The 24,319-nt window shown below is 39.1% G+C and carries 28 protein-coding genes; 9 read left to right on the top strand and 19 right to left on the bottom strand.

The annotated features are described in order from the left end of the window. Positions 1 to 35: 35 nt before the first annotated feature. Both MKY09_RS02885 and gerQ read left to right on the top strand, forming a co-directional pair. Positions 36 to 461, top strand: a complete 426-nt coding sequence (locus MKY09_RS02885; protein WP_251557142.1) for a cell wall hydrolase — start codon at positions 36 to 38, stop codon at positions 459 to 461. A 19-nt stretch (positions 462 to 480) separates the two neighbouring features. Further along, positions 481 to 843 (top strand): spore coat protein GerQ, encoded by a 363-nt coding sequence (gene gerQ, locus MKY09_RS02880; RefSeq protein WP_251557143.1) that lies wholly within the window; start codon positions 481 to 483, stop codon positions 841 to 843. Between the two features lie 255 nt (positions 844 to 1,098). Here the strand turns inward: gerQ and MKY09_RS02875 are convergent, their stop codons facing one another. The 6 genes from MKY09_RS02875 to MKY09_RS02850 all read right to left on the bottom strand — a co-directional run bounded on the left by MKY09_RS02875 (position 1,099) and on the right by MKY09_RS02850 (position 4,384). Then, positions 1,099 to 1,971 (bottom strand): hypothetical protein, encoded by an 873-nt coding sequence (locus MKY09_RS02875; protein WP_342567535.1) that lies wholly within the window; start codon positions 1,969 to 1,971, stop codon positions 1,099 to 1,101. Between the two features lie 133 nt (positions 1,972 to 2,104). Next, positions 2,105 to 2,485 carry a DUF423 domain-containing protein gene (locus MKY09_RS02870; protein ID WP_169361458.1) on the bottom strand — a complete coding sequence of 127 codons (381 nt, stop codon included), beginning with the start codon at positions 2,483 to 2,485 and terminating at the stop codon, positions 2,105 to 2,107. Positions 2,486 to 2,506: 21 nt separating this feature from the next. Further along, the gene (locus MKY09_RS02865) at positions 2,507 to 2,758 is read right to left on the bottom strand and encodes a YwdI family protein (RefSeq protein ID WP_342567534.1); all 252 of its coding nucleotides are present in this window, start codon (positions 2,756 to 2,758) and stop codon (positions 2,507 to 2,509) included. Continuing rightward, positions 2,755 to 2,934: a uracil-DNA glycosylase gene (locus MKY09_RS02860; protein WP_169361456.1), complete on the bottom strand. Its 180-nt coding sequence runs from the start codon at positions 2,932 to 2,934 to the stop codon at positions 2,755 to 2,757. The genes MKY09_RS02865 and MKY09_RS02860 overlap by 4 nt, the downstream gene beginning before the upstream one ends. A gap of 36 nt (positions 2,935 to 2,970) precedes the next feature. Next, the gene (gene ung, locus MKY09_RS02855; protein WP_342567533.1) at positions 2,971 to 3,624 is read right to left on the bottom strand and encodes a uracil-DNA glycosylase; all 654 of its coding nucleotides are present in this window, start codon (positions 3,622 to 3,624) and stop codon (positions 2,971 to 2,973) included. Between the two features lie 4 nt (positions 3,625 to 3,628). Then, on the bottom strand, positions 3,629 to 4,384 hold the full coding sequence (locus tag MKY09_RS02850) for a DUF4230 domain-containing protein (protein WP_251557148.1): 756 nt from the start codon (positions 4,382 to 4,384) through the stop codon (positions 3,629 to 3,631). 106 nt (positions 4,385 to 4,490) lie between these two features. Here MKY09_RS02850 and MKY09_RS02845 point away from each other — a divergent pair, with 106 nt between their 5' ends. From MKY09_RS02845 to MKY09_RS02825, 5 genes are all read left to right on the top strand, one after another. Next, on the top strand, positions 4,491 to 4,748 hold the full coding sequence (locus MKY09_RS02845; RefSeq protein ID WP_169361454.1) for a hypothetical protein: 258 nt from the start codon (positions 4,491 to 4,493) through the stop codon (positions 4,746 to 4,748). Positions 4,749 to 4,813: 65 nt separating this feature from the next. Next, positions 4,814 to 5,647 carry a bifunctional hydroxymethylpyrimidine kinase/phosphomethylpyrimidine kinase gene (gene thiD / locus MKY09_RS02840; RefSeq protein ID WP_298468062.1) on the top strand — a complete coding sequence of 278 codons (834 nt, stop codon included), beginning with the start codon at positions 4,814 to 4,816 and terminating at the stop codon, positions 5,645 to 5,647. 148 nt (positions 5,648 to 5,795) lie between these two features. Further along, entirely contained in the window at positions 5,796 to 6,146 is a 351-nt protein-coding gene (locus MKY09_RS02835; protein WP_251557154.1) for a YojF family protein, read from the top strand. Between the two features lie 12 nt (positions 6,147 to 6,158). Continuing rightward, positions 6,159 to 6,845, top strand: a complete 687-nt coding sequence (gene bshB2 / locus MKY09_RS02830; protein WP_342567532.1) for a bacillithiol biosynthesis deacetylase BshB2 — start codon at positions 6,159 to 6,161, stop codon at positions 6,843 to 6,845. 102 nt (positions 6,846 to 6,947) lie between these two features. Continuing rightward, on the top strand, positions 6,948 to 8,288 hold the full coding sequence (locus MKY09_RS02825; RefSeq protein ID WP_342567531.1) for a YjiH family protein: 1,341 nt from the start codon (positions 6,948 to 6,950) through the stop codon (positions 8,286 to 8,288). 630 nt (positions 8,289 to 8,918) lie between these two features. On the opposite strand, the gene MKY09_RS02820 is transcribed toward MKY09_RS02825, so the two are convergent. Both MKY09_RS02820 and MKY09_RS02815 read right to left on the bottom strand, forming a co-directional pair. Continuing rightward, on the bottom strand, positions 8,919 to 10,220 hold the full coding sequence (locus MKY09_RS02820; protein WP_342567530.1) for an NCS2 family permease: 1,302 nt from the start codon (positions 10,218 to 10,220) through the stop codon (positions 8,919 to 8,921). Positions 10,221 to 10,451: 231 nt separating this feature from the next. Continuing rightward, complete coding sequence (locus tag MKY09_RS02815) at positions 10,452 to 11,411, bottom strand: L-threonine 3-dehydrogenase (RefSeq protein ID WP_342567529.1); 960 nt, start codon at positions 11,409 to 11,411, stop codon at positions 10,452 to 10,454. A 169-nt stretch (positions 11,412 to 11,580) separates the two neighbouring features. On the opposite strand from MKY09_RS02815, the gene MKY09_RS02810 reads away from it, so the two are divergent. Further along, a complete protein-coding gene (locus MKY09_RS02810; protein WP_342567528.1) occupies positions 11,581 to 12,204 on the top strand; it encodes a hypothetical protein in 624 nt (207 codons plus the stop codon). A gap of 834 nt (positions 12,205 to 13,038) precedes the next feature. On the opposite strand, the gene MKY09_RS02805 is transcribed toward MKY09_RS02810, so the two are convergent. From MKY09_RS02805 to MKY09_RS02760, 10 genes are all read right to left on the bottom strand, one after another. Beyond that, positions 13,039 to 14,229 (bottom strand): glycine C-acetyltransferase, encoded by a 1,191-nt coding sequence (locus tag MKY09_RS02805; protein ID WP_342567527.1) that lies wholly within the window; start codon positions 14,227 to 14,229, stop codon positions 13,039 to 13,041. Between the two features lie 126 nt (positions 14,230 to 14,355). Further along, positions 14,356 to 15,417, bottom strand: coding sequence for a hypothetical protein (locus MKY09_RS02800; RefSeq protein ID WP_342567526.1), 1,062 nt, complete (start codon positions 15,415 to 15,417; stop codon positions 14,356 to 14,358). Positions 15,418 to 15,493: 76 nt separating this feature from the next. After that, complete coding sequence (locus tag MKY09_RS02795) at positions 15,494 to 16,141, bottom strand: YitT family protein (RefSeq protein ID WP_342567525.1); 648 nt, start codon at positions 16,139 to 16,141, stop codon at positions 15,494 to 15,496. 103 nt (positions 16,142 to 16,244) lie between these two features. Continuing rightward, positions 16,245 to 16,736 (bottom strand): Cys-tRNA(Pro) deacylase, encoded by a 492-nt coding sequence (gene ybaK, locus MKY09_RS02790; RefSeq protein ID WP_342567524.1) that lies wholly within the window; start codon positions 16,734 to 16,736, stop codon positions 16,245 to 16,247. Between the two features lie 10 nt (positions 16,737 to 16,746). Then, complete coding sequence (locus MKY09_RS02785) at positions 16,747 to 17,409, bottom strand: hypothetical protein (RefSeq protein WP_342567523.1); 663 nt, start codon at positions 17,407 to 17,409, stop codon at positions 16,747 to 16,749. A 214-nt stretch (positions 17,410 to 17,623) separates the two neighbouring features. Next, positions 17,624 to 17,950 carry a four-helix bundle copper-binding protein gene (locus tag MKY09_RS02780; protein ID WP_342568207.1) on the bottom strand — a complete coding sequence of 109 codons (327 nt, stop codon included), beginning with the start codon at positions 17,948 to 17,950 and terminating at the stop codon, positions 17,624 to 17,626. A 77-nt stretch (positions 17,951 to 18,027) separates the two neighbouring features. Beyond that, positions 18,028 to 18,576: a YdhK family protein gene (locus MKY09_RS02775; RefSeq protein ID WP_251553488.1), complete on the bottom strand. Its 549-nt coding sequence runs from the start codon at positions 18,574 to 18,576 to the stop codon at positions 18,028 to 18,030. A gap of 95 nt (positions 18,577 to 18,671) precedes the next feature. After that, complete coding sequence (locus tag MKY09_RS02770) at positions 18,672 to 21,089, bottom strand: heavy metal translocating P-type ATPase (protein WP_298473721.1); 2,418 nt, start codon at positions 21,087 to 21,089, stop codon at positions 18,672 to 18,674. A 78-nt stretch (positions 21,090 to 21,167) separates the two neighbouring features. Beyond that, positions 21,168 to 21,377 (bottom strand): copper chaperone CopZ, encoded by a 210-nt coding sequence (gene copZ, locus MKY09_RS02765; protein WP_298473718.1) that lies wholly within the window; start codon positions 21,375 to 21,377, stop codon positions 21,168 to 21,170. An 11-nt stretch (positions 21,378 to 21,388) separates the two neighbouring features. Next, positions 21,389 to 21,718 carry a metal-sensing transcriptional repressor gene (locus tag MKY09_RS02760; RefSeq protein ID WP_342567522.1) on the bottom strand — a complete coding sequence of 110 codons (330 nt, stop codon included), beginning with the start codon at positions 21,716 to 21,718 and terminating at the stop codon, positions 21,389 to 21,391. A gap of 154 nt (positions 21,719 to 21,872) precedes the next feature. On the opposite strand from MKY09_RS02760, the gene MKY09_RS02755 reads away from it, so the two are divergent. After that, positions 21,873 to 22,028 carry a hypothetical protein gene (locus MKY09_RS02755; RefSeq protein WP_169360863.1) on the top strand — a complete coding sequence of 52 codons (156 nt, stop codon included), beginning with the start codon at positions 21,873 to 21,875 and terminating at the stop codon, positions 22,026 to 22,028. A 95-nt stretch (positions 22,029 to 22,123) separates the two neighbouring features. Here the strand turns inward: MKY09_RS02755 and MKY09_RS02750 are convergent, their stop codons facing one another. After that, positions 22,124 to 24,313, bottom strand: coding sequence for a DNA topoisomerase III (locus MKY09_RS02750; RefSeq protein WP_342567521.1), 2,190 nt, complete (start codon positions 24,311 to 24,313; stop codon positions 22,124 to 22,126). Between the last annotated feature and the right edge of the window lie 6 nt (positions 24,314 to 24,319).

The raw sequence follows: 24,319 nt of genomic DNA, 5'->3' as shown, positions 1-24,319 counted from the left end.
ATTTCTTAACATAGTTTAATGTAGGAGGTGATGCATTGGCGGTAGTTCGTGCGACTTCGAAAGACATCGATCTACTAGCAAGGCTAATGCGAGCAGAAGCAGAGGGCGAAGGCGAACTAGGAATGCTAATGGTTGGTAATGTAGGTGTAAATCGAGTTCGTACAGCTTGTTTAGATTTTACAGATATACGAAACCTCGAGCAAATGGTTTTTCAACGTCCCGGTGGCTTTGAGGCAACTACTAAGCCATACTTTTACCAGCGTGCAAGAGATAGTGATCTAAAACTAGCACAACGTGTAGTTAACGGTGAGCGTTTTCATCCTGCTACCAGATCATTATGGTTTTTTGATCCTGGCGAGAGTACTCCATGTCCAGCACAATGGTATGGTCAATGGAATACCGGACGCTTTAAAGCACACTGTTTCTTTTCGCCTACCGAAGAAGAATGTCCAGAGATTTAAAAAAAGAGAGGATGTATAAATGGTTCAGTATTATTGGTATCCAGGTGGCTATCCAAACCAACAGTACTCGCAAGGGCAACAGGTTCCGGGGCAACAACCGCCCCAACAGCAATATACTCCTGGGATCCAAATACCTGCCGGTGGACGGTCAGCAGAAGAATCCTATGTGGAGAACATTTTAAGAGCCAACAAAGGAAAATTAGGAACTTTTTATTTTACTTTTGAAAACAATGCAACACGAAACAATGTAGTCCTGAACGGATATGTAGAGGCTGCTGGACGCGATCATGTGATTATTAGTGATCAAAATGGGAAACGATACTTAATGTTAATGATTTACTTTGATTATGCGACGTTCGATGAAGAAATAAATTACTATTAACCATAGGCAAGGCTTATTCTTTAAGGAGTAAGCCTTTTTCCTGTTACACTAGCACTGTTCCCAGAAACTCTGCTTCCTCTTCAAACATATAATGCAGATTTTTTATCATTAGACTGAACAAAGTAAAACGTGAAATGGAGTTTTCTAATTTCACGTTTTTAAATTGAACTACTAGATATGTCCCAAGTCTATTTTAATTTGACATGTTTTTTACTAAATGGCTAAGAGTTCAAGTAATACGATGCTCCTAAATAGCTAGTTTCTATCATTCTCATTCTTTTTATGATTACTTATCGTACGTTTAAGACTTTCTTTTTGCCTTTTAGCTATTTCACGAGGTGTCATATTTAAAAAAGCTTTAACATTTTTAATATCTTTATTTTCTTGCATGTTATTTCGACTTTCATTATTGGCCGCCACGAACGACCCCCATCCAGAGTAAGTAGTGCCAATCCCAGAAGAGTTGTATTCAAATTCTATTTGAATATTTCCGATTTTTTCAATTTGCTTCATATATTTTTTATGGTTTACACCCATGTACCAAGCATAGCCATATACTTTTGCATCAAGTATTTCTGAGATAGTGAGTTTTTCGTTGTTATTCATAAACGTTTTTACAATAAAATTTGTTCCGAACTGATCGCTACCTTTAAGATTTTCTAAAACTACTGCTCCAGAGTAGCTCCCATCATCTAATAAGATAGATAGTACATCTCCTTTTTCAAAAAGAGCAGGTTTAAATCTTACCTGTTTAGGTTTTTTAGGTTTCTCTTTGGGAGTAGATAATTTGGTTAGAAATGATAAAAGTGCTTTTTCTCTTTTTTTTATGTCTTGGTTGGAAGCTCCAAGTTCTCTCCAACATTTTATATCGCTACCGCTTTCTATTATCTCCTTAATCTTTTTATAAAGTTTATCATTTTGCATGCCGCATTCCCAAGCTGCAAACCCTGCTGCAAAATATAGATTGTGCAAAGAATCCTCGTCTTCTTTAAACTCATTTTCATACGTTTCGATAACTTTATATATTACAGTTTCAATAGGTACCCCTTTATTAAATTCGTCCATTATGTCCTCATATATATCTGCATATTTATCATTTGATGATATTGCGGTACCCCAAGTCCCCATTATAACCCCCCTTATATTTCCCATTTTATTGAATTTACCTTGTTAGTTTGAGTTTAACATTTAACTGACCAAACCACCTCATGAATAAAAAAAGCGCACTCCAGTTAAAATCCAGAGCTCGCTTTTAAAATGATTAATTTGCATATTTTACGGCTGCTACGATTAGCATTACCCAGCCGATTAGGAATGCTACTCCACCGATTGGTGTGATTGCTCCTAAAATACTAATACCCGTTAAGCTAAGTACGTACAGACTTCCGGAGAAAATAACGATACCTGCTAGGATTAAATAGCCCGCTACGTTTAACTGTGATACTGGTCCTAATAGTTTACTGCTCATTAAAATACCAATGGCAACTAATGCAAGCGCATGAAACATTTGATATTGAACCGCTGTTTCCCAAGTCGCTAAATACTTGTCAGCCACTCGACCTTCTAATAAATGTGCTCCGAATGCTCCAAGGGCTACGGATAAGAAGCCATTAATAGCACCTGCGATGATAAAAAATTTCAAGCTGTTCCCTACTTTCTATTATTAAAAATCAAATAATGACTCTCCGTTTGCATCGTCTTCCTTCAAGGGTGCAGAAGGGACAGTTAAGGTTGCTGCCTTAACGGAGGGCGTTTGAAGTACTGTTGGACTTTCTGTTTGTGGCACAGTTAGAGCTACGTCACATAAAGCCTTTATAGCCGCTAAACTTTCCCGGATGGATTGTTCCCCCGATGCAGTCTTTGCCTCTTGAAGCTGTTTTTCTATTTGCATTAAAATCTGTCTGTTCGAAATCACTTGTTATGCCCCTCCAGTTGCTTTGGTTCAAATTTTAAGCACTCCACGCCTGAGGATCTTTTGACTAACGCAGAAGGAAGCTCCCTTGTTTTAAATTGGTAAGCCCTACAGCCACGTGGATGATTCGCATCCCAGGTAGTAAAAAAATGTCGACACTTAAAACAATTTACAGCCAATTTTTCTCCCTACTTTCTATCGTTATCCTAGCATAATTAGAGGCAAAAATCGATTGGCTTTTCATTCATGGACACTAACTGTTCATTTATTTGAGAGTAGGGTCTGCTTCCCAAGAATCCTCGATGAGCACTTAGAGGACTTGGGTGAGTTGATTGGATAATGTAGTGTTTGGTCGTGTCGATCAGCTTTAACTTAGCTTGTGCAGGCTTACCCCATAAAACAAAAATAATTGGCTTTTCACGTTCAGATAGCTTCTGTATAACGGTATCTGTGAAGCGCTCCCAGCCCATGCCTTTATGCGAGTTTGCCTCACCTGCTCTGACAGTTAAAACCGTATTTAACAACAAGACACCCTGCTTCGCCCATTTTTCTAGATAACCGTGTGAAGGGATTGGACATCCTAAATCATCTTCTAGCTCCTTGAACATGTTACGCAAGCTTGGTGGAATTTTAACTCCTGGCTTTACTGAAAAGCTTAAGCCATGGGCCTGTCCTGGGCCATGATAGGGATCTTGCCCAAGTATAACCACCTTTACAGCATCATATGGCGTTGATCGAAACGCACTTCCCACCTCTTCTCGTGGTGGATAGATCGTGTGCTCAGCAAATTCCTGATCTAGAAAGGACTGTAACTCCTTAAAGTAAGGCTTATCCCATTCTGCACCTAATAATTCTTTCCAATTTGGCATTTAATCACTCCTTAAACTCCACTTGCACGTCATATTCAATGAGCTGGAACATTTCCTGTACGGATTTTACGGCATTTTCTTCTGCAAGCTCCAGAATACCTTGTCCGGTAGATTCTTCAATCATCATTTCTTTGGCGGTTGCAGCTAGTTCATAGGCTTCTTCTATGTCTGCCTTTTCACGAAATAATCCTTCATACGAAAATACCTCTACTTGGTCAAACAGTATTTCAGGTCCTCCTAAAAATTCTGGTTTAGGCAATGTTAAAACAGCAGTCTTGTTTTCTTCATTAACCTTAATATCTGATTCGGTTACCTCTGAAAAATTAACCCCTGCCTTCACGGATCCTGGAACTACGACTAAAAGCTGCCTTTTGGTTCCTGGTAAGTCTAGTCCAATCTCTTTTCCAAATACTGCATTATCTTGTCGTTCTATAATTACTTTCGTATACGCTTGCGCAGTTGATAACTCATTAAGACCTTGTACTCTTTCAACAAAGGAACCCTTGGATTCCGTAAAGGTACTACCTTGGATCGCCCAGAATGCTGCAAATGGCAATGCTGCAATTAGTAAGAATGCTAAGACTGAGATGAGCAAGATTGTTTTAAATTTGAATCTAGATAAAAATAATGGCATCCTCCAGAGGTTTAACCCTCCTCGCCTAGGAGAATCTTCTACGATGGTAGCAGCACTTTCCTCATTTTGAGCTTTCAATTCTTTTAATAGCTTTTCCATTTCTCGAATCTTGTCATCTTGTTTCATCCTCATCCCTCTCCTTCTATTAAACTACTACGTTTACAGTATCGAAAAGTTTCCCTATTAACAACTATTCCGCCCAATGATACGATGGTAAAAAGGGGAATTGCATATGGCAAATTTTGAATTTCGAGAAAAACTAAAAAAACTGGAGAATGCAGCTGTAAAAAACGATGTTCCACCAAAGGCAACGAGTATGGGTTTCGGTTGCTTTTTACTAGGAACTATATTTTTTATAGGAATCCTTGTTTACTTAACTATCTCACTTTATATAAATAACATTTATATTGGCGGGACGATAACTCTTTTCGTTTCAATCACATTTGCTTTTATAGTGTTCAAGCTTTGGACTGCTCCAAAGCTGCCGTAATTGAATTTTCATATCTATCTGATACAATTAATGAAATAACTTTCACGCAAAAGGAGAACTTTTACATGTCTATTAAAAAAACATTAACAATTGCAGGTTCTGATACTTCTGGCGGCGCTGGTATACAAGCAGACTTAAAAACATTCCAAGAGCATGGAACCTATGGTATGAATGTTCTCACTGTCATCGCTACAATGGACCCGGATAATAATTGGAGTCACCATGTGTTTTCCCTTCCTGTGGATGAAATTAAACGTCAAGCAAAAACGGCTTTATCCACTAATGTAGATGCTATTAAAACTGGAATGCTAAGTACCGAGGATATTATCGAAGCAGCAGGTAAAATTATTGAAGAGTCTGGTGTAACTAGTATCGTAATCGATCCTGTCATGGTATGTAAGGGCGAGGATGAGGTATTGAACCCTGGTACTGTAGACTCCATGATCACTCATTTATTGCCACGTGCACTTGTTGTTACTCCAAATCTATTTGAAGCTGGTCAGCTTTCAGGACTGGGAATACTTAAATCAATCGAAGATATGAAGGCAGCTGCCGAAAAAATTCATGAGCTTGGGGCGAAAAACGTAGTGATTAAGGGCGGTAAACAATTGGCCCACGATAAAGCAGTCGACCTTTTCTATGATGGACAAACTCATACATTATTAGAAACAGAAAAAACGGAAACGACTTACAACCATGGTGCTGGCTGTACATTTGCTGCTGCAATTACAGCAAACCTAGCAAATGGTCTTTCTGTTGCTGAGTCTGTACTTGAGGCTAAAGAATTTGTTTCCTCTGCAATCGCTCACGGCTGGAAGTTAAACCAATACGTAGGACCTGTACTTCACGGCGCTAAAGGAAAATTCGGTGCTCCAGAAGTGACAACAACTACAGTCTAATAAACCCCTTACTCGCAAAGTCTAACAGGGCTTTGCGAGTTTTTACTTGTATAGTAAATTGCCATCAGAACGGTGGCTCAATCATTCGCTTGCTGAACTATTTTTCATTATACTATTAACAGACAGTATGCTAGGAGGCAATGAAAGTATGGAAATAGTGAATAAGGAACAATTACAAGAGCTATTAAATAGCTTTGCAAATGAAGATGTATACATTCATTTAGAAACAACAAATGGTGCTTATGCCACTCATTTCAACGAAAACGTATTTAATGCTGGTGCATTTATTCGCAATGTGGTGATTCGCTACGAGCTTGGTAAGGTAGCTGGAGAAGCTCCTCATCGTGTAGGTTTAAAGCTCCCTCATGGATGGGTATATGCTCAAGGTATTACACATTATGAATTAGATGAGCATGGTAGATTATTAATGGCTGGTCACGATCAAAGTGGAAAGCTTGCAGTCGCACTTGAAATTAGCAAAACACCGTTTACATATTAAGGAGGAAGAAAAATGACTTTACCAATGGAACGATCTGTGTTGGTCGTATTCCCTCACCCAGATGACGAGGCTTTTGGAGTTTCTGGAACAATAGCTACTTATGTAAAACAAGGAATCCCTGTTACATACGCATGCTTGACCTTAGGGGAAATGGGTCGCAATCTTGGAAACCCTCCTTTTGCAACTCGCGAGACACTGCCACAAGTTCGCAAGCAAGAGCTGCTAGCCTCTGCAAAAGCAATGGGCGTTACCGATTTAAGAATGATGGGTCTTCGTGACAAAACAGTAGAATTTGAAGATGATGAAAAAATGGTCCAAATGATGAAGGATTTAATCGCTGATACGAACCCTTCTTTAGTTATTACCTTCTATCCTAACTATGCTGTGCATCCTGACCATGACGCGACCGGTAGAGCAATGATTCGTGCAGTACGAAGAATGCCAAAGGATCAACGTCCAAAGGTATACGCACTAGCTTTTTCCAATGATTCGAAAGAGGTGTTAGGAGAACCAGACATCATCCATAACATTTCTGAATCGAGTGAAGAAAAAATGGGTTCTATGCGTGCCCACATTTCTCAAACAGCTTGGATGCTTGAAGAAATGGAAAAACGTCTAGCTGACGGAGAACCAGAAGCAGAAAACTGGTTACACTTTGAACGCTTCTACACATACGATTTTAATAAAGATTTCGAATAATAGAACATTGCTCATAGCTATAGACTTAGCTTCTCTAATGAATTATCATGTGTAAAACATCTATTTCATGCATAATTATTCAAAAAGAAAGTTGGCCTTCACTTGAAAAAATTCAGCTTATTTACTTGGCTTCTCTTTCTTCTCCCTTCTATAGCTGGTGTCATCCTTTTCATGATCCCGTTACCAATCGGAGGAGAAATAAAGATTCCTATCGCATGGTTTGCAAGTCTATTATCTGGTGTACTTGAACCTATTGTTCATTGGATTGCTTTAATCACCTTATTCCTTGCGGCTATTGGTTCTCTAATATTTTTATTTATACCAAAGAACGAATCATTTATTAACAATCTTTTTAAGGTTTCTATATTTTGGACAATCACAAGAGTTGTCGGTGCAATTTTTTCTGTCTTAATCATTTTCCAAATTGGTCCAGAGGCTATTTGGAGCGAGGATACGGGAGGACTTTTGTTAGCTCCTGATGGGTTGGTTTCCTTCCTATTTACGATTTTCCTATTCGCGGGACTACTCCTTCCCCTTCTTTTAAATTTCGGATTACTGGAGTTTTTCGGCACGATGATGGTTAAAATCATGCGCCCTCTATTTAAGCTCCCAGGACGCTCAGCAGTTGATGCACTTACATCCTGGGTTGGAGATGGAACAATTGGGGTCTTGTTGACTAGTAGACAATATGAAGAGGGCTATTACACGAAAAAAGAAGCAGCTATTATTGGTTCTACTTTTTCCGTTGTATCTATTACCTTCTGTATCGTCGTATTGGAACAAGTCGGTTTAGAGAAATACTTTGCTCCCTATTACTTAACTGTTCTGCTATGTGGTGTTGTCCTGGCATTTATCATGCCTCGTATTTATCCTTTAGCTGGCAAAGAAGATGTGCATATTGATGGACGCCCATTAGACTTGGATGCAGAGAAATTCCCTGAGAATTATAATGCAGTTACACACGGTTTAGAAAACGCATTAAACACCGCTAATAAAAACCGGTCTATTACAAAGTTCTTCTCAGATGGAATTAAGAATGTTATCGATATGTATATTGGTGTTGCTCCAGTAGTATTAGCATTTGGAACTATTGCATTAATGCTTGCAGAGTATACTCCTTTCTTCACCATCTTAGGTAAACCATTTGAGCCATTGCTTCTATTATTCGGTATACCTGAAGCTGCTGAGGCTGCACAAACAATGGTAGTCGGCTTTGCCGATATGTTCCTGCCTACTATTTTAGGTGCATCAATTGACTCTGAGCTTACAAGATTCTTTATAGCAACTATGTCAGTTACTCAGTTGATCTACATGTCTGAGGTTGGCGGATTATTACTCGGCTCTAAAATACCGGTTAATTTCAAAGACTTAATCGTTATTTTCTTATTACGTACGCTGATTTCATTCCCAATCATAGCAGCAGTTGCACATATACTATTTTAAAAGGAAAACGCTTGGAAAACTCCAAGCGTTTTTTCTATAGTATTAGAAATCAACTAACGAAGGTCACCATAGTTATTAAGATAAAAGCAATACTAAAGAAAATAGCTCTTATTTTAATGGAACGCCTAACTAACTCCTCATCTACTCGAGGATCTTCAAGGTAGGCTTTTTTATTTGATAAACTAATAGCCTTTGTGGGATTCCTATATTGCCATATAGTAATTACATAGAAAGAAATCACTATTATTACAAATAGAACAATTTTAAACATGAAGCCCTCCCTTTACAACATAATAAGTTCTTCGTTTAGTTCTACATTTACACGAAAATTCCTTTTAAAAAAGCGGTTGAGACATTTCTCTCCTCCAAATAAAAAGACTCGAAAAATCTACGACCTGGTAAAATTTTCGAGGCTTCTATTTAAATTTTTGTAATTGTTTTCCGTTACAGCGGACGCTTTCCGGGGGCACGGCTTCAATCTCCTCGTCGCTTTGCTCCTGCGGGGCTTTCAGCTCGCGCTATTCCCCCAGGAGTCGCCGCTTCCTCTCCAAACAAATAGAATGAAAGAATTTCCAAATAAGCTGACTAAAAAAAAACGTGAAATCAAGTTTCTGATCTCACGTTTATGAATTAGTGTGGTAAGAAAATTAATTGAAATGCAAATAGGACAGCGAAGATATAAAGCATGATATTAACCTTTTTCGCTTCCCCTTTAATTACTTTCAACAGTGGATAAACGATAAATCCAAAAGCAATACCTGTTGAAATGCTTGATGTAAGAGGCATGATTAAAATAATCAAGAAAGCTGGGAATGCTTCGTCAAATTTACTCCACTCAATCTCTTTTACAGATCCAATCATCAAGGCGCCAACGATAATTAAGGTTGGCGAGGTAATAGCTGCAACACTGGACAGCGCACCTACTAAAGGTCCGAAGAATGATGCAACGATGAATAGCACAGCTACAGTTAAGCTAGTTAAACCAGTACGACCACCAACAGCTACACCTGAGGAAGACTCAACAAATGCTGTTGTTGGACTAGTTCCGAACATTGATCCAACAGTAGTAGCTACTGAATCTGCTAATAGCGCTTGGCGTGCTCGTGGAAGCTTATCATCTTTCATCAAGCCAGCTTGCTTAGCGACACCAACCATCGTACCTGTTGTATCGAACAGCGTAACTAAAATAAAGGAAAATACTACTCCATATAAACCGTAAGAAATAACCTGTCCAATTGCCTCTATTGGATTCCAAATTAAAATACCTTCTGGTAAGTGAGGAAGAGCTACCACTTTTTCAATCTGTAATTGATTGGTAAGCGCAGCTACAATACCAGTAACGACCATACCGATAAATAATGCACCATTTATATTACGCACCATCAAAATGACTGTGAATATTAAACCAAATAACGTCAGCAAAACACCTGGAGAAGTTAAATCCCCTAACATCACCAAATTGCTATCACTAGCAACAACTACCTTTGACATACGTAAGCCTAAAAAAGCAATAAATAAACCGATTCCTGCAGTAATGGCATACTTCAAATTAGAGGGAATCGCGGTAATTAACTTTTCACGTAAAGGTGTTAAAGATAAAATAATAAAAATTATACCCGCTACAAAAACAGCTGCAAATGCTGTTAGATAATCAATTTTACCATCTGATGCTAATACAACTGCATAAGTGAAATATGCGTTTAATCCCATACCGGGAGCTATAGCTATTGGATAATTGGCGCAAATTGCCATCCATAATGTACCGATAACAGCAGAAATAATAGTTGCCATAAATACTTGGTCTAGTGGTACACCTGCATCCGATAAAATAATTGGATTTACCACTACAATATATACCATAGTAAGGAATGTGGTCATTCCTGCAATAAGCTCAGTCTTCACATTGGTACCGTGTTCCTTCAAACGAAACATCTTATTACCTTCTTCCTTAAACACGAACGATTTTAACAACATTAATCATATTATTCGTTTTTCAGATAAATTTCAACCCTTTTAGTTAAATTTATTATTCTCTAAAAACTTTGTTAAAGATTTGGTATGAAATATATTCTACTTAGTATTGCATTAAAAGGCGTGTTTTATGAATAAATGAGAATGTTTCGAGGAAAAAATTAAGCCATACACATAAAAAAACAGGCCCTTTTATAAGGAGCCTGCAGTTTTTTTTATTTTTAATGTTTGTAGCATATCTTTTGTCATTGCGTCTAAATCATATTTATAGGAGAAGCCCCATTCTTCTTTAGCTGCTGTCGCATCAATATTATCTGGCCAGCTGTTAGCAATTGCTTGGCGAACTGGATCCACATCATAGCTCATCTGGAAGTTTGGTATTTCCTTTCGGATAGAAGCTGCAATTTGTTCTGGTTCAAAGCTCATTGCCGTTACATTAAATGCATTACGATGGATTAACTTAGATGGATCTGCCTCCATTAAATCGACAATTGCTTGAAGTGCATCCGGCATATACATCATATCCATAAATGTTCCTTCTGCGATATAAGAAGTGTAAGCTCCATCCTCTAATGCTTTATAGTAAATGTCTACTGCATAGTCAGTTGTTCCCCCGCCTGGTAATGTCTCGTTGGAGATCAAACCTGGGAAACGTACTCCTCTAGTATCCAATCCAAATTTATGGAAGTAATAATCACATAACAATTCTCCAGACACTTTGTTTACTCCATACATCGTTGTTGGACGCTGCAATGTATCCTGAGGCGTGTCTTTCTTAGGAGTCGATGGCCCAAAAGCGCCTATAGAACTCGGTGTAAAGAATTGCATTCCTAGCTCACGTGAAGCTTCCAAAGCATTTACTAGACCACCCATATTTAAATTCCATGCTAAAAGTGGTTTCGCTTCTGCTGTTGCAGAAAGTAATGCAGCCATATGAACCATTGTATCTGCTTGGAATTCCTTCGCGAGCTGATGCATTTTTTCACCATCTGTTACATCTAGGATATCAAACGGGCCACTTTCCGTTACTGGTGAAACTATATGTCTGATATCTGTTGCCAAAATATTATTTGAACCATATTCTTTTCGTAATTTCGTCACTAGCTCCGAGCCAATTTGTCCTAATGCTCCGGTAACCATTATTTTTTTCATCTTTATTTCTCCCTTTCAAAAACAATTGTATTTTTGGGAAGTACATTATATTAATAAAATACCTTGATATGACTATGTTTGTCAGGAATTAATTATATCGTGTTCATTCGTGAAATACAACCATATACATTTTCAATTTTTGGTATAATGATTAGATTAGGAGGTATTTATGAAAATAATAAAGTACGCACTCATCTTTGTATTAGGAGTAATATTGGCAACAGCAATGATGTTTCTAGAGCTACCATTCTGGTTCATTTATTTATCAGTTGTAGTAATTTATTTACTTTTGTTAGTGGCTCCACAAATGTATACCGTTTATAAATCCAAGGACCTAAATAAAATAGAACAATACTTGGAAAAGAATAAACGAAAACCCATATTTGCTTACCCTCTAGCTTTAAAAACTGGTGATCAAGAACAAATTGTTCGTTCCATAGAGGAGATTTTGAAAAGACATAAACAACCCTATATGCAGGAAGTATATAAAACAATGTTGGCACTTTTTGAAAACAACGTCTCCAAATTTGAGCAGCTAGCCAAACAAATAAGCAAAGAACCACTTCGCACTTATTACATAGCATACGCAGAAGCACTTAAAGGAAACTTTGACGAGGCCACTACTCTAAAAAATCAACTGCCAAAAGAATGGATGCAGCACGCAATTGCAGCTGTCATAGCAAAACAACAAGGCAACATCGATCTCTTTGAGAAAGAAGTAGACAAATCCATCGACCTAGCAACAGGCGTTCAAAAATATAGTCTCTATTACTCTTTTCAATTAAGTTATTGAGTGAGTTGTTGACTGAGTGTTTGAGTGAAGTGTTGATCGACCGATTATTCGGGGAAACCGACCGATTATGGACCAGAACCAACCGATTATTTGAGAAAACCGACCGATTTTTGAACCGAACCGACCGATTATGAATAAAAACCGACCGATTCCAATAAAAAAAGCCCGCCTTGGCGGGTTTTCATCTGTTTAGGTGACTCTTTCTCCGTTTTATGTAGCAATTCTCACTCATTTAGGTGCACCTCGCTTTTATTTATGTTCACTTTTTTAGGTTTACGGGCGCCTTCCGCTCATTTATGGGACACTTTTTGGTGTTTACGGGCTCTTACACTCTTTATGGGACACTCTCATCCTTTTATGGGTCACTTCTAACCTATTTATGGGCGCCTTTTGCTCATTTATGGGACACTTTTTGGTGTTTACGGGCTCTTCCACTCTTTATGGGACACTCTCATCCTTTTATGGGATACTTCTAACCTATTTACGGGCGCCTCTCGCTCATTTATGGGACACTTTTTGGAGTTTACGGGCGCCTCTACTTTTTATGGGACACTCTCATCCTTTTATGGGACACTTCTAACCTATTTATGGGCGCCTCTCTCTCATTTATGGGACACTTTTTGAAGTTTACGGGCGCCTCCACTCTTTATGGGGTATTTTCTTCTTTTTATAGGACACTTCTAACCTATTTACGGGCGCATTCCGCATGTTTATGGGCGGTTCAACATTCCCCCCCTAGCTCCATTCCCCTATGACTTGCCCAGTCTTTTATTCCAATTGCCACCTCACCCCACAAAAAAAGCTACCAAATCAATTGGTAGCGGTTATTCGTTCTTATTTAATTACGCCTAGCTCTTTTCCTACTTTTTCATAGGTAGCGATGGCTTCGTCTAGCATTTCTTTTGTATGGGCTGCTGTTGGCATGTTGCGCACTCGGCCGGTTCCTTTTGGTACTGTTGGGAACACGATAGATTTCGCGTAGACACCTTCTTCAAACAGTCGTTTAGAGAATTGTTGCGTTAGCTTTTCGTCTCCGATGATGCATGGAGTGATTGGTGTTTCAGAGTCACCGATGTTAAATCCAAGCTTCGATAGGCCAGCTTTAAGGTAGTCTCCATTTTCCCATAGCTTGTCATGAAGCTCTGTAGAATCGATAATCATTTGGACTGCTGCAGTGATTGCTGCTACATCGCCAGGTGGTAAGGCTGTAGAAAATAGGAATGGACGTGAACGAACTTTTAACCAGTCGATTAAGTCCTTCTTCCCTGCAACGTATCCGCCAACTACTCCGATTGCTTTGGAAAGAGTACCGATTTGGAAATCAATTTCTTTTTCTAGTCCAAAGTGCTTCACTGTACCTTTACCCTTACCTGTCACACCAGAGCCATGTGCATCATCCACATAGGTGATTAGGTCAAACTCTTTTGCTATTTCTACGATTTCTGGAAGCTTCGCGATGTCACCATCCATAGAAAACACACCATCTGTAATGACCATTACTTTATTGTACTGGCCTGATTCTGTTGCTTCCTTTGCTTTCTTGCGAAGATCCTCCATGTCGGAGTGATTGAATGGAATGATTTTGGCTTTAGATAGACGACAGCCATCGATAATAGATGCATGGTTTAATTGGTCAGATAGAATCGCGTCATTTTTATCCATTACGGCAGATATAGCAGCCATATTACAGTTAAAACCAGATTGATAAGAGATTGCTGCTTCTGTCCCCTTGAATTCAGCAAGCTTTTCTTCTAGCTTTACGTGTAGATCTAGCGTTCCGTTAATCGTACGTACCGCTCCTGCTCCAACACCATATTTATCTATCGTTTCTTTTGCAATACGCTTCAACTCATCATTTGTAGCTAGTCCCAGGTAATTGTTTGAGGATAGATTGATTAGCTCGTTACCGCCAACTATAATTGTTGGTCCGTTCGCTCCCTCTACTGGATCGATTTCGTTATATAGACCTTGACTCTTTAGTTGCTCTAGGTTTTCTGTCAGAAAACTATTTAATACATTAGACAAGTTCATCTTCCTTTCACACAAATATTCCACTTTATTTTACCATTGTTGTAGAAGAAAGACTAAGATATGTCCCTTTGAAAAATCAGAGCTCCCCGCAAATAAAGAAAAGCGAGTAGGAAACCCTACTCACTCAACTGTTTCTAGCATTCTATCGTGAATCTCTCTCCATTTTTCCTCATCTATTGCAGAGTCGTAAAGCGATTTAATAAGCTTCGCCTCTGCAAAATAGGTACTGATGTAATCCGTAGCAAGCTCCATTTCACTCGTATAAGCCTCTCGAATTTTCGTCAATTCCTCTTCACTCCATTTTGTTTGGTCAATATATGGGAAGAAATCAACAATGTCATCACCCTCGCGTTCTGGATCGTAGACATGAGGACTTGTTGCATCAACAATGCTCAATTGAAGCTCTGGAACCACAACCCCGTCAATACTATTTGCATCGAGTCCGCACCAAATGTATTGAACATCTAGTCCGTGCGATTTCGCTTCTTCTCCAAACTTTTTCATAAAGGAGGACTTTCCGCTCCCTGGCAGTCCCTTTATATACAAGCGGGTTTTTAAATTTTTGGAAATGGAAGCAAACGTATCTTTTGCTCCTAAAGGTGTGAGCGAACCCATTAAACGATGAGTCAGCTTAGGGTTTTTTTGAAGCTTTACGAATCCTATATGCTTCTTTTGAAGTTCCTCTAATAAAGAATTAATGCCCTTCCAATCCATCCCCGGCTGGATGAGCTGCTCCCAATCATCATGGATGAGCTTAGCTCTGGATAGTGCTTGCAAGCCCTTCGCTAGCCAAGCCTCTCCCTCAAGGTGCTTATCACGGACAACTAGTCCCACATCACGAAGTCTGTCCGGTTGATAGGCGTCATAGTAAGTTACCCATTCATGACCAGTCCCATAGAAGAAGGGATCAATAGTATTTGTTTGAAGATAAAGTGTTTTTGTATCCACAATATAAACAGCCTCTACTGCGTCCTCATCTAGCGGATCTAAAAACCATTCCATATCATTGCCTCTCCGTATCGCTGCGTATCCAATTTCCTTTAACGTATCTGAGAGTCTAGAACTTGCTGGCCCTTTAAAAAAATATACCTTTTTTGCTTCCTGAATGATCTCCTTATAGAAGTTTTTAACACCTTGTCCTGTATAAGATTTGCCCATAAAGTGCGTAATTGTTCCGTTCAAATAGTCATCCTTTCTATGGTTCATTCAATAGATAATGTATGCTCCGCTAATTTAAAATATGAAAAAGCGCTGAGAATCATATATGCTTCTCAGCGCTTTTGTTCATGAAGGGTAGTGTATAGCCACTTATCTTTTGTAAATATTTTTGTGAGGCGGGTAATGTGTAATGCACGAGCTGGCCAAGACCAAACGCAATAAGGATAGTCCCAATCCCCACCGGTCCACCAAGCAGCCAACCGGCAATAGCTACGATAACTTCAATACCTGTCCGCACCTTCTTTAAGCTCCAGCCTGTCTTGTCCATTATAAAAAGCATTAAAGAATCCCTTGGTCCAGCGCCAAGATTCGGTGATACATAAATCCCGATCCCGATGCTCATAACTATTACCCCTAATATAAATATCACTGCCTGACCCAAGAATTCTGTCGGATTAGGCAAAAGCCAATTAAACATATCGATGAATGATCCTACAAACAAGATATTAAGCCATGTACCTAATGCAGGAATTTTTTTAGTGCTGATCATTGTAATGAAAACAATTATAATGCCTGTCAAAATAGCCCATGTACCAATGGATAACCCTAAATGATTAAAAAGACCAACGTGTAAAACATCCCAAGGTCCTATACCAAACAAGTAGCCTTTAATAGTCATCGAAATTCCTAATGACATAATCGTTATGCCCACTATAAAAAAGGCCCAACGCAAACCAAGTTCCTTCATAATTCAGTCCTACTTTCCTTTAACGAAAAAACCATTCTCAACTAAACAGTTGGAATGGAATCATTTCTAACTATATCTATTATAATCGCTTGAAGGAAGAATGCTAGTCCATTTTGGAATTGGTAATTAAAGCCGTTTTGCCATTCGTCATGTGAAGTAAGTCAGCTAGTGTCACCTTCACCTGAAGCCCTATCCTGCCTCCACTAACAATGATATAGTCATTATTTTCTGCGCTACTGTCCACAATGGTTGGAAATAACTTTTTCATTCCGATAGGAGAGCAGCCTCCTCTTATGTATCCAGTCGTCGGGAGGAGATCCTTTAGATGTAGCAGCTCCACCTTTTTCTCTCCAACCTCCCTTGCCACTCTTTTGAGATGTAACTCCTGGTCCACAGGGATAATGCAGACATAATATTTGTTTGGTCCGGCTGTCACAAGTAGTGTTTTATACACGACAAAAACGGGGTAGCCTATTTTATTTGCTACAGTTACCCCATCCACTTGATCGCCAGTCAGCTCATATTCAATTAATTCAAATGGTATTTTTTGCTGCTCCAGCATGCGGACAGCATTGGTTTTTTGTTTTTTAGCCATTCTATTACTCCTATGCTATCTGGAAAAAGCTCGGTTGTTGATCAGAAAAGCCATACATTTTTAAATGAACCTGATAAGAATATTTGGCAATTGCCTGCTCCTTTAACCGCTTCGCTTGTAGATTTTGCAAATCATCCTCCAAAACCTTTGGTGTTTGAAAATCTACCTGCATAGAGCGATTAAACACTTCAGACTCTATATCCTTTTGTCGTTGAACCTCAATCTTGATTTGTCTATTCGCCATTTCATTTAACGTAAGCTGGGCTTGCTCTTGTCTAATTTTCGAGGTTGCACTTGCAGCGACCAATAAATGCTGTGGCGTTGCAGGTGTTTCTGCAAGTGCTTGACTGCGAACCTTTTCCAATAGTTCTATTGTCTTTTCAGGTGTCGGTCCTCCTATGCTTTGTATGGGAATACCCGGCCCCTTAATATCCATTATAGATTGCTTTTCCATTTGCTGAAACTCACGAATAGCAGCAGAAAGCTCTGGTGTGTCTTTCTCTTTTTCTTTATTCCCCAGTAAAAGTTCTTCTAAATCATTTAAAGAGGGAGTTTTTGGTAGGAAATACTCTGCGTGCCTTCTATATGCCTGACCTGCATCTTTACGTTGTACTGTCTTTATACTAGCCGTAAAGTTAGACATCCCATTGCCAGTCGCTTTAACTAAGCTCATCCTAATCACCATCCCTTCCGTACCTTATTGTTCTTTATAGTTTAACTAATTTGTCAAAATAATTAAATAACCTTTAGTCATAAGTTGATATGAGGCATAATAATCAATTAAAAATTTATGTATTTTTCTATCAATTAGTATAAAATACCTAATTTTACGAATAAAAATAAGACAGCTATAAAAAGATATAGCTGTCTGGTAATTTTACCTTTTTTTACGCGATCATTTGACGACAAATTTCAGCACATTTACGACAAGATTCTGCACATTTCTGACAGTGTTCATGATCGTGTTTGGCACACTCTTCACCACATGCATCACAAATTTGAGCACAAAGCTTACAAATTTCCTGCACAAACGGGCTATTTCTTGTCATAGCCTGGACTGCATATGCACAAATATCTGCACATTCACGATCTAAACGTATGCAACCTGCCATCATTTTTACATGATCTTCCTTGAGACAAGCGTCATAACAATGATTGCAAGCCTCTAGGCATTCTAAACACGCCTTTATACATTCTTCATACTTTGTATTCATCATTAGCCCTCCTCAAGTTTTGCGTAACTTTTATTATTTTTCCCTAACAGTTAAGATTTAAACAATAGAGCTTTCGGTCACTTAGCTTCTGATAGTTCATCCTCTGTAACCCATTTATGATTCTTAACCTCAGTATCATCGGTAGTCGAAACGTAATCAATCATGTAAACTGTCGTGTCCTCAGACGATTCAATGATAGCCTCTGCTCCGTCCATTCCCTCCATGTGTTTAGCATTTAGTATCACATTAGAGCCAACTATTCCCTTGCCATCCGTAGCTTCTAATTCCTCATGTATTACCCATTTATGGTTCTCTACTTTTTTCCCATCCGTTGTAGACTCGTAAGTAACCGCATATACAGTTGTATCGAAGGCACCAACAATAGTAGCCTCTGCACCGTTCATGCCTTCCATATGATCTGCTTCTATTATGGCCTTGCTTCCTACTTCAAATTTAGGGTTCTCCGCCTCAGCCAAGCCCTCCGGAATTACTCCACCGTCGTCCATATGATCCATATGAGCATGCTCCTGCTCTGTATTCGTGTCTTTTGCAGCTTCCTTACTATCATCACCACAGCCTGCCAGTAAAAATAATGAGCATAATCCTGTTATAGCTATCTTCTTCATCTATCTCGCTCCTCTTTATGCATCGTCTATATTAAATAGTATTTTTCTTATGTAAAGAAAACGACCGCCACTCAGCAGCCGTTTTCCTTATTACTCTATTTATCCAATTTAACGCGTTGTAAACGTAAAGCGTTCAAAACTACCGAAACAGAACTAAATGCCATGGCTGCTCCAGCAACCCATGGTGCGAGCAAACCGACTGCTGCGATTGGGATACCTAATACATTATAGGCAAATGCCCAGAATAGATTTTGCTTAATATTTCTCATTGTTTTGCGACTCATTATAATAGCATCCGCAATACTGTTTAAATCTCCGCGAATTAATGTAATATCAGCTGCCTCCATGGCTACATCTGTTCCTGTGCCAATCGCCATTCCTATATTGGCAACTGCTAATGCAGGTGCATCATTGATGCCGTCTCCAACCATCGCTACTTTTTTCCCCAAGGATTGCAGTTTTTTAATTTCCTCTGCCTTACCTTCAGGAAGCACCTCCGCTATAACATGGTCAATTCCAGCCTGTTTTCCTATTGCCGCAGCTGTTAGCTGATTATCACCTGTGATCATCATGACCTCAATGTTCATATCCTTCAATCGTTGAATTGCCTGAATGGAAGATTCCTTAATGGTGTCAGCAACAGCTATCATACCAGCGTATTTTCCATCTATACTTGCGAGCATAGCTGTCTTTCCTTGTGCCTCTAGTTCCTCCATTTGATTAAGAATGGCCGCTATTTGGACATTGTTTTGATTCATTAATTTTTTAGTCCCAACCAGTACTTCCTGATCATTGATCATTGCTTTTACACCGAAACCAGGAATTGCCTCGAAAGATGTGACTTGCTGCAGCGTTATTTCACGTCCTTTTATGCCATCCACAATCGCCTCTGCCAGAGGATGTTCAGACTGTTTTTCAGCAGCCCCGATATATGAAAGAAAGTCGAGTTCTTTTATTCCCTCTGCCACCATTACATCTGTTAGCTTTGGCTTCCCATAAGTGACTGTGCCAGTTTTATCTACAACTACCGTGTCAATATGGTGTGTCGTTTCTAAATGTTCGCCACCCTTAAACAATATTCCAAACTCTGCAGCCCGGCCAGAGCCAGCCATTATCGAAGTTGGTGTTGCAAGGCCTAACGCACATGGACAAGCTATGACGAGAACTGCTATTAACGCTTCCAGTGCTGGCGTAATTTCTCCGGGATCGACGAGGAGGAACCAAATGAGAAATGTAACAATTGCAATTCCTACTACAATGGGAACGAAAATCCCCGAGATTTTATCTGCCAAACGCTGAATAGGAGCTTTTGATCCTTGAGCGTCCTCTACTACTTTAATAATTTGAGCAAGCGCGGTGTCTCTTCCAATTTTTGTTGCCTGCATTTGAATGGATCCGTTTTTATTGATAGTTGACCCAAACAATGAAGCTCCAGGTACTTTATCAACAGGTATACTCTCTCCGGTTAGCATGGATTCATCAACTGCACTATTTCCATCTACTACTATTCCATCGACCGGAATTTTCTCCCCTGGCTTCACAAGGATCGTATCACCTACTAGCACTTCCTCAATGGGAATCATTAACTCAGAGCCATCTCTTAGTACCAATGCAGTTTTCGCTTGAAGACCCATTAATTTTTTGATGGCCTCTGATGAACGTCCCTTCGCCTTCGCTTCGAATAATTTCCCTAATAAAATAAGCGTAATCAGGACCGCACTTGTTTCAAAGTAAAGCTGAGCCGAATGGTGTTCACCGACCGTTATAATAGCTTGATAAACACTATAAAAATAAGCCGCCGATGTACCTAACACGACAAGGACATCCATATTAGCACTACCATTTTTCAATGCTTTGTAAGCACTAATATAAAACTGTCCCCCAATGATAAATTGAACAGGTGTTGCTAGTGCCATTTGCACCCACGGATTCATCAAAAATTCAGGTACATATAGAAACGTTGTAAAAGAAAAATGACCGACCATCGTCCATAGAAGTGGTAAGGAAAAGATCGCTGCAATAATAAACTTTGTCTTTTGCTTCTTGATTGCTTCCTCTCGGTAGTCAACCGTCTCTTTATCCTGAGATTTTATAATTGCCCCATACCCTAGCTTTTCTACCTTTTCGATAATGTCATTTACCGTAAGATTGGAAGGGTTAAATTCTACAGTTGCTCGCTCCAGCGCTAGGTTCACATTGGCAGAGCTTACACCTTCTAATCTATTTAAACCTTTTTCAATACGGGCTGAGCATGCTGCACAAGTCATGCCGGTAATAGCAAATTCTTTTTTTTCTTTCACCACACCATAACCAAGTGCCTCAATTTTTTTCTCAAAGTCTTCCTCTGTCACTTTCTCCGGGTCATATTTAATGACAGATTTCTCTAGTGCCAAATTAACATTAGCTTCTTCTACACCGTCCATTTTGTTAATAACCTTTTCAATTCTCGCGGAGCATGCTGCACAGGTCATACCTGTTATCTTGTAGCTGGTCTGCTTTATGTTGTTATCCATTTTCATTACCTCTCCTCACATACGGCTAGGGGGTATATTCAGATTAAATAAAGAGAGTGCTAATTAGCACCCTATCTATTATTGAACGTCGTAGCCTTGCTCATCGATCGCATCTTTAATTTTAGCTAGAGTAACTTTATCTTCTTCATAGGAAACATCTACTTTGCCCGATTCCAAATAGACTTTTACTTGCTCTACGCCATCAAGATTACCTACACTCGTTTCTACTGACTTAACGCAATGTCCACATGACATACCTTTAACTTCTAATGTAACTTGATTTAACATTTCCATTCCTCCTATTTTCTCATTAGTTTTTGAATCGTCACAAGTAATTCATCTAATACTTCTTCATCGCCTTCTGCTAGCCTTTCAGCTACGCAGCCTTTTAAATGCCCTTGCAAAAGAACTTTAGCGACACTATTTAAAGCCGACTGAGTTGCCGACAGCTGAGTGATAATATCATCACAATAGATATCCTTCTCAACCATCCCTTTAATACCCCGGATTTGACCTTCCACCCGATTCAGTCTATTGGTTAAATCTTTTTTTACATGATCAGGATGGTGACTTTTCCTACAGGACAAATCAGTTGGTAATATTGTATTTTCCTCTATTACATTGTCCAAGTAACCAACCTCCTATTCTTATTTACAGTATATGATACCCTTTAGGGGTATGCAAATGAAATGATTTTAAATTTTCGAGAATAATAAATTCAAGTCGGATGAATAAAATGAAATAGAATAGTTCATGCTTCTAAAAAAGAAAAAGGAGAACAAAATGATAAACTTAAACGATTTTTATGTAGACATCCTTAATGACCTAGTAAAACAATTTAATGAACTCATACCTGAAAATGCACCTTATTCCTATTCCTCACAAGATGTTATTGAATTACTTATCATTCGCGAACATGTAAATAGCGAACTGAAATGACTAGACCTTGAAGAAGGTCTTTTTTGTGTTTTAATGAGCACTTTTTTTGTACAAAAAATGAGCTGGTCAAATATGATCCAACTCATCTTTTGTAGTTATTTATCGAATTTTATACCTTTTAATAAATCCGCAAATGCATTATTAATCGGTTCTTCTTCTTTATTTTGCTTTTTCAAGTACTGCTGCACTGATTTTTTATCTACTTTACCGCCGCCTTCTTTTTTGCGACGAGCCTCAAAAGCAGATAGCTTCTCACGGTGACCACATTTACATACGAAGATTTGACCATCACCTTCCCCGCGAAGCTCTAACTTTTTCTTACATTGTGGGCAACGAGCGTTAGTCACGCGTGCCACATTTTTACGGTGACCACATTCCCGATCTTGACACACAAGCATTTTACCTTTTTTGCCGTTCACTTCAAGCATAGGTTTTCCACAGTCAGGACAAGTTTTAGTGGATATATTGTCGTGCTTATATTTTTTATTACTGCCTTTAATATCAGAAACGATTTCTTTCGTATAGTTCTTCATTTCGGCTATGAAAACTTCTTTTTTCAATTTCCCTTTAGCGATTGCTTCCAGCTTTTGCTCCCACTCACCAGTTAACGTCGGAGATTTTAACTCTTCAGGTACTAGGTCAAGCAGCTGACGGCCTTTTGATGTAATATGAATATCTTTCCCACGCTTCTCAATTAAAAATGAGTTGAATAGCTTATCAATGATATCCGCACGAGTTGCAACTGTCCCTAGTCCACCGGTGGATTTTAACGTGTCCGCGAGCTGTTTATCCTGCGTTTCCATATATTTTGTAGGGTTTTCCATTGCAGTTAGTAACGTAGCTTCATTGAAACGTGCAGGTGATTTTGTTTGACCCGACGTTTGAGCTATTAACTTAACATGTAAAGAATCTCCCTTTTCGATGCGTGGTAAAATCTGTTCCTTTAAATCCTCCGTTGACTCATCTTCCATATGATTTTGATAAACTTCTTTCCAACCACTCACTAATATCGTTTTTCCTCTAGCAACAAAGTTCTCGTCACCAATTTTCGCACGCAACGTTAATTGTTCGTACTCAAATGCAGGGAACATCACCGCTAGGAAACGTTTTACAACTAAATCATAAATTTTACGTTCCTTATCATTGAAGGCAGAGAAGTTTACATAACCTTCCGTTGGTATAATTGCATGGTGATCCGATACCTTGCTGTCATCTACAAATGATTTAGAGGACTTGATAGGCTTGCTTAAGATTTTATTTGCTAATGGTCGATACTCACCCACCGCGCAGGCTTTCAAACGTTCTGGGAGAGTGCTCACAATATCGGATGAGATGAAACGTGAATCTGTACGTGGATAAGTTAATACCTTGTGTTGCTCATACAGCTTTTGCATGATATTCAACGTATCTTTTGCAGAGTAGCCAAAGATTTTATTGGCATCACGTTGCAGCTCAGTTAAATCATACAGGCCAGGGGCGAATGACTTCTTCGGCTTTTTCTCAATTTCTGTTACGGTAGCGTTACCTTTACCAAGCTTTTTCACGATCGCGTCTACTTTTTCTTTTTCAAAGCTACGACCATTTCCTTTTGCATCCTGCCAAGTAAGCTTTAAATTATCTACTGTTTGCGCTTCAATTCCATAGTAGGTTTGCGCTTTGAAATGCTTGATCTCATCCTCACGCTTTGCAATAATCGCCACTACTGGAGTCTGAACTCGTCCACAATTAAGCTGTGCATTAAATTTGGTAGATAGTGCACGGCTGGCATTAAGCCCAATGTACCAATCTGCCTCAGAACGGGCTACTGCAGAAGCATAAAGGTTTTCATATGCTTTACCTGGTTTTAAGTTTGCAAAGCCATCCTTGATCGCTTTATCTGTTACGGATGAAATCCAAAGACGTTTAACCGGCTTATTCACCTTTGCTTTAGCGATAATCCAGCGCGCAACTAGCTCGCCTTCTCGTCCAGCATCGGTAGCAATAATAATCTCATTAATATCACCACGTGTAAGCTGCGATTTAACAGCATTATATTGTTTACCTGATTGTTTAATCACAGACAGTTTAAGGCTTTCTGGTAACATCGGTAAATCTTCTAAATTCCATGTTTTATATTTAACATCATAGCTTTCTGGGTCTGCTAATGTTACGAGGTGCCCTAGAGCCCAAGTCACTACATAATCTTTACCCTCTATATAGCCATTTCCTTTTTTATCACATTTAAGTACTCTTGCAATATCTCTTGCCACAGATGGTTTTTCTGCTAATACTAAGCGTTTTGCCATTCCAAA

Origin of the sequence: Psychrobacillus sp. FSL K6-4046 (genome assembly GCF_038624605.1) — a bacterium.
Lineage (GTDB): Bacteria > Bacillota > Bacilli > Bacillales_A > Planococcaceae > Psychrobacillus.
Note: the sequence above shows the minus strand (reverse complement) of the source record. Positions and strands in the feature narration are given on the sequence as shown.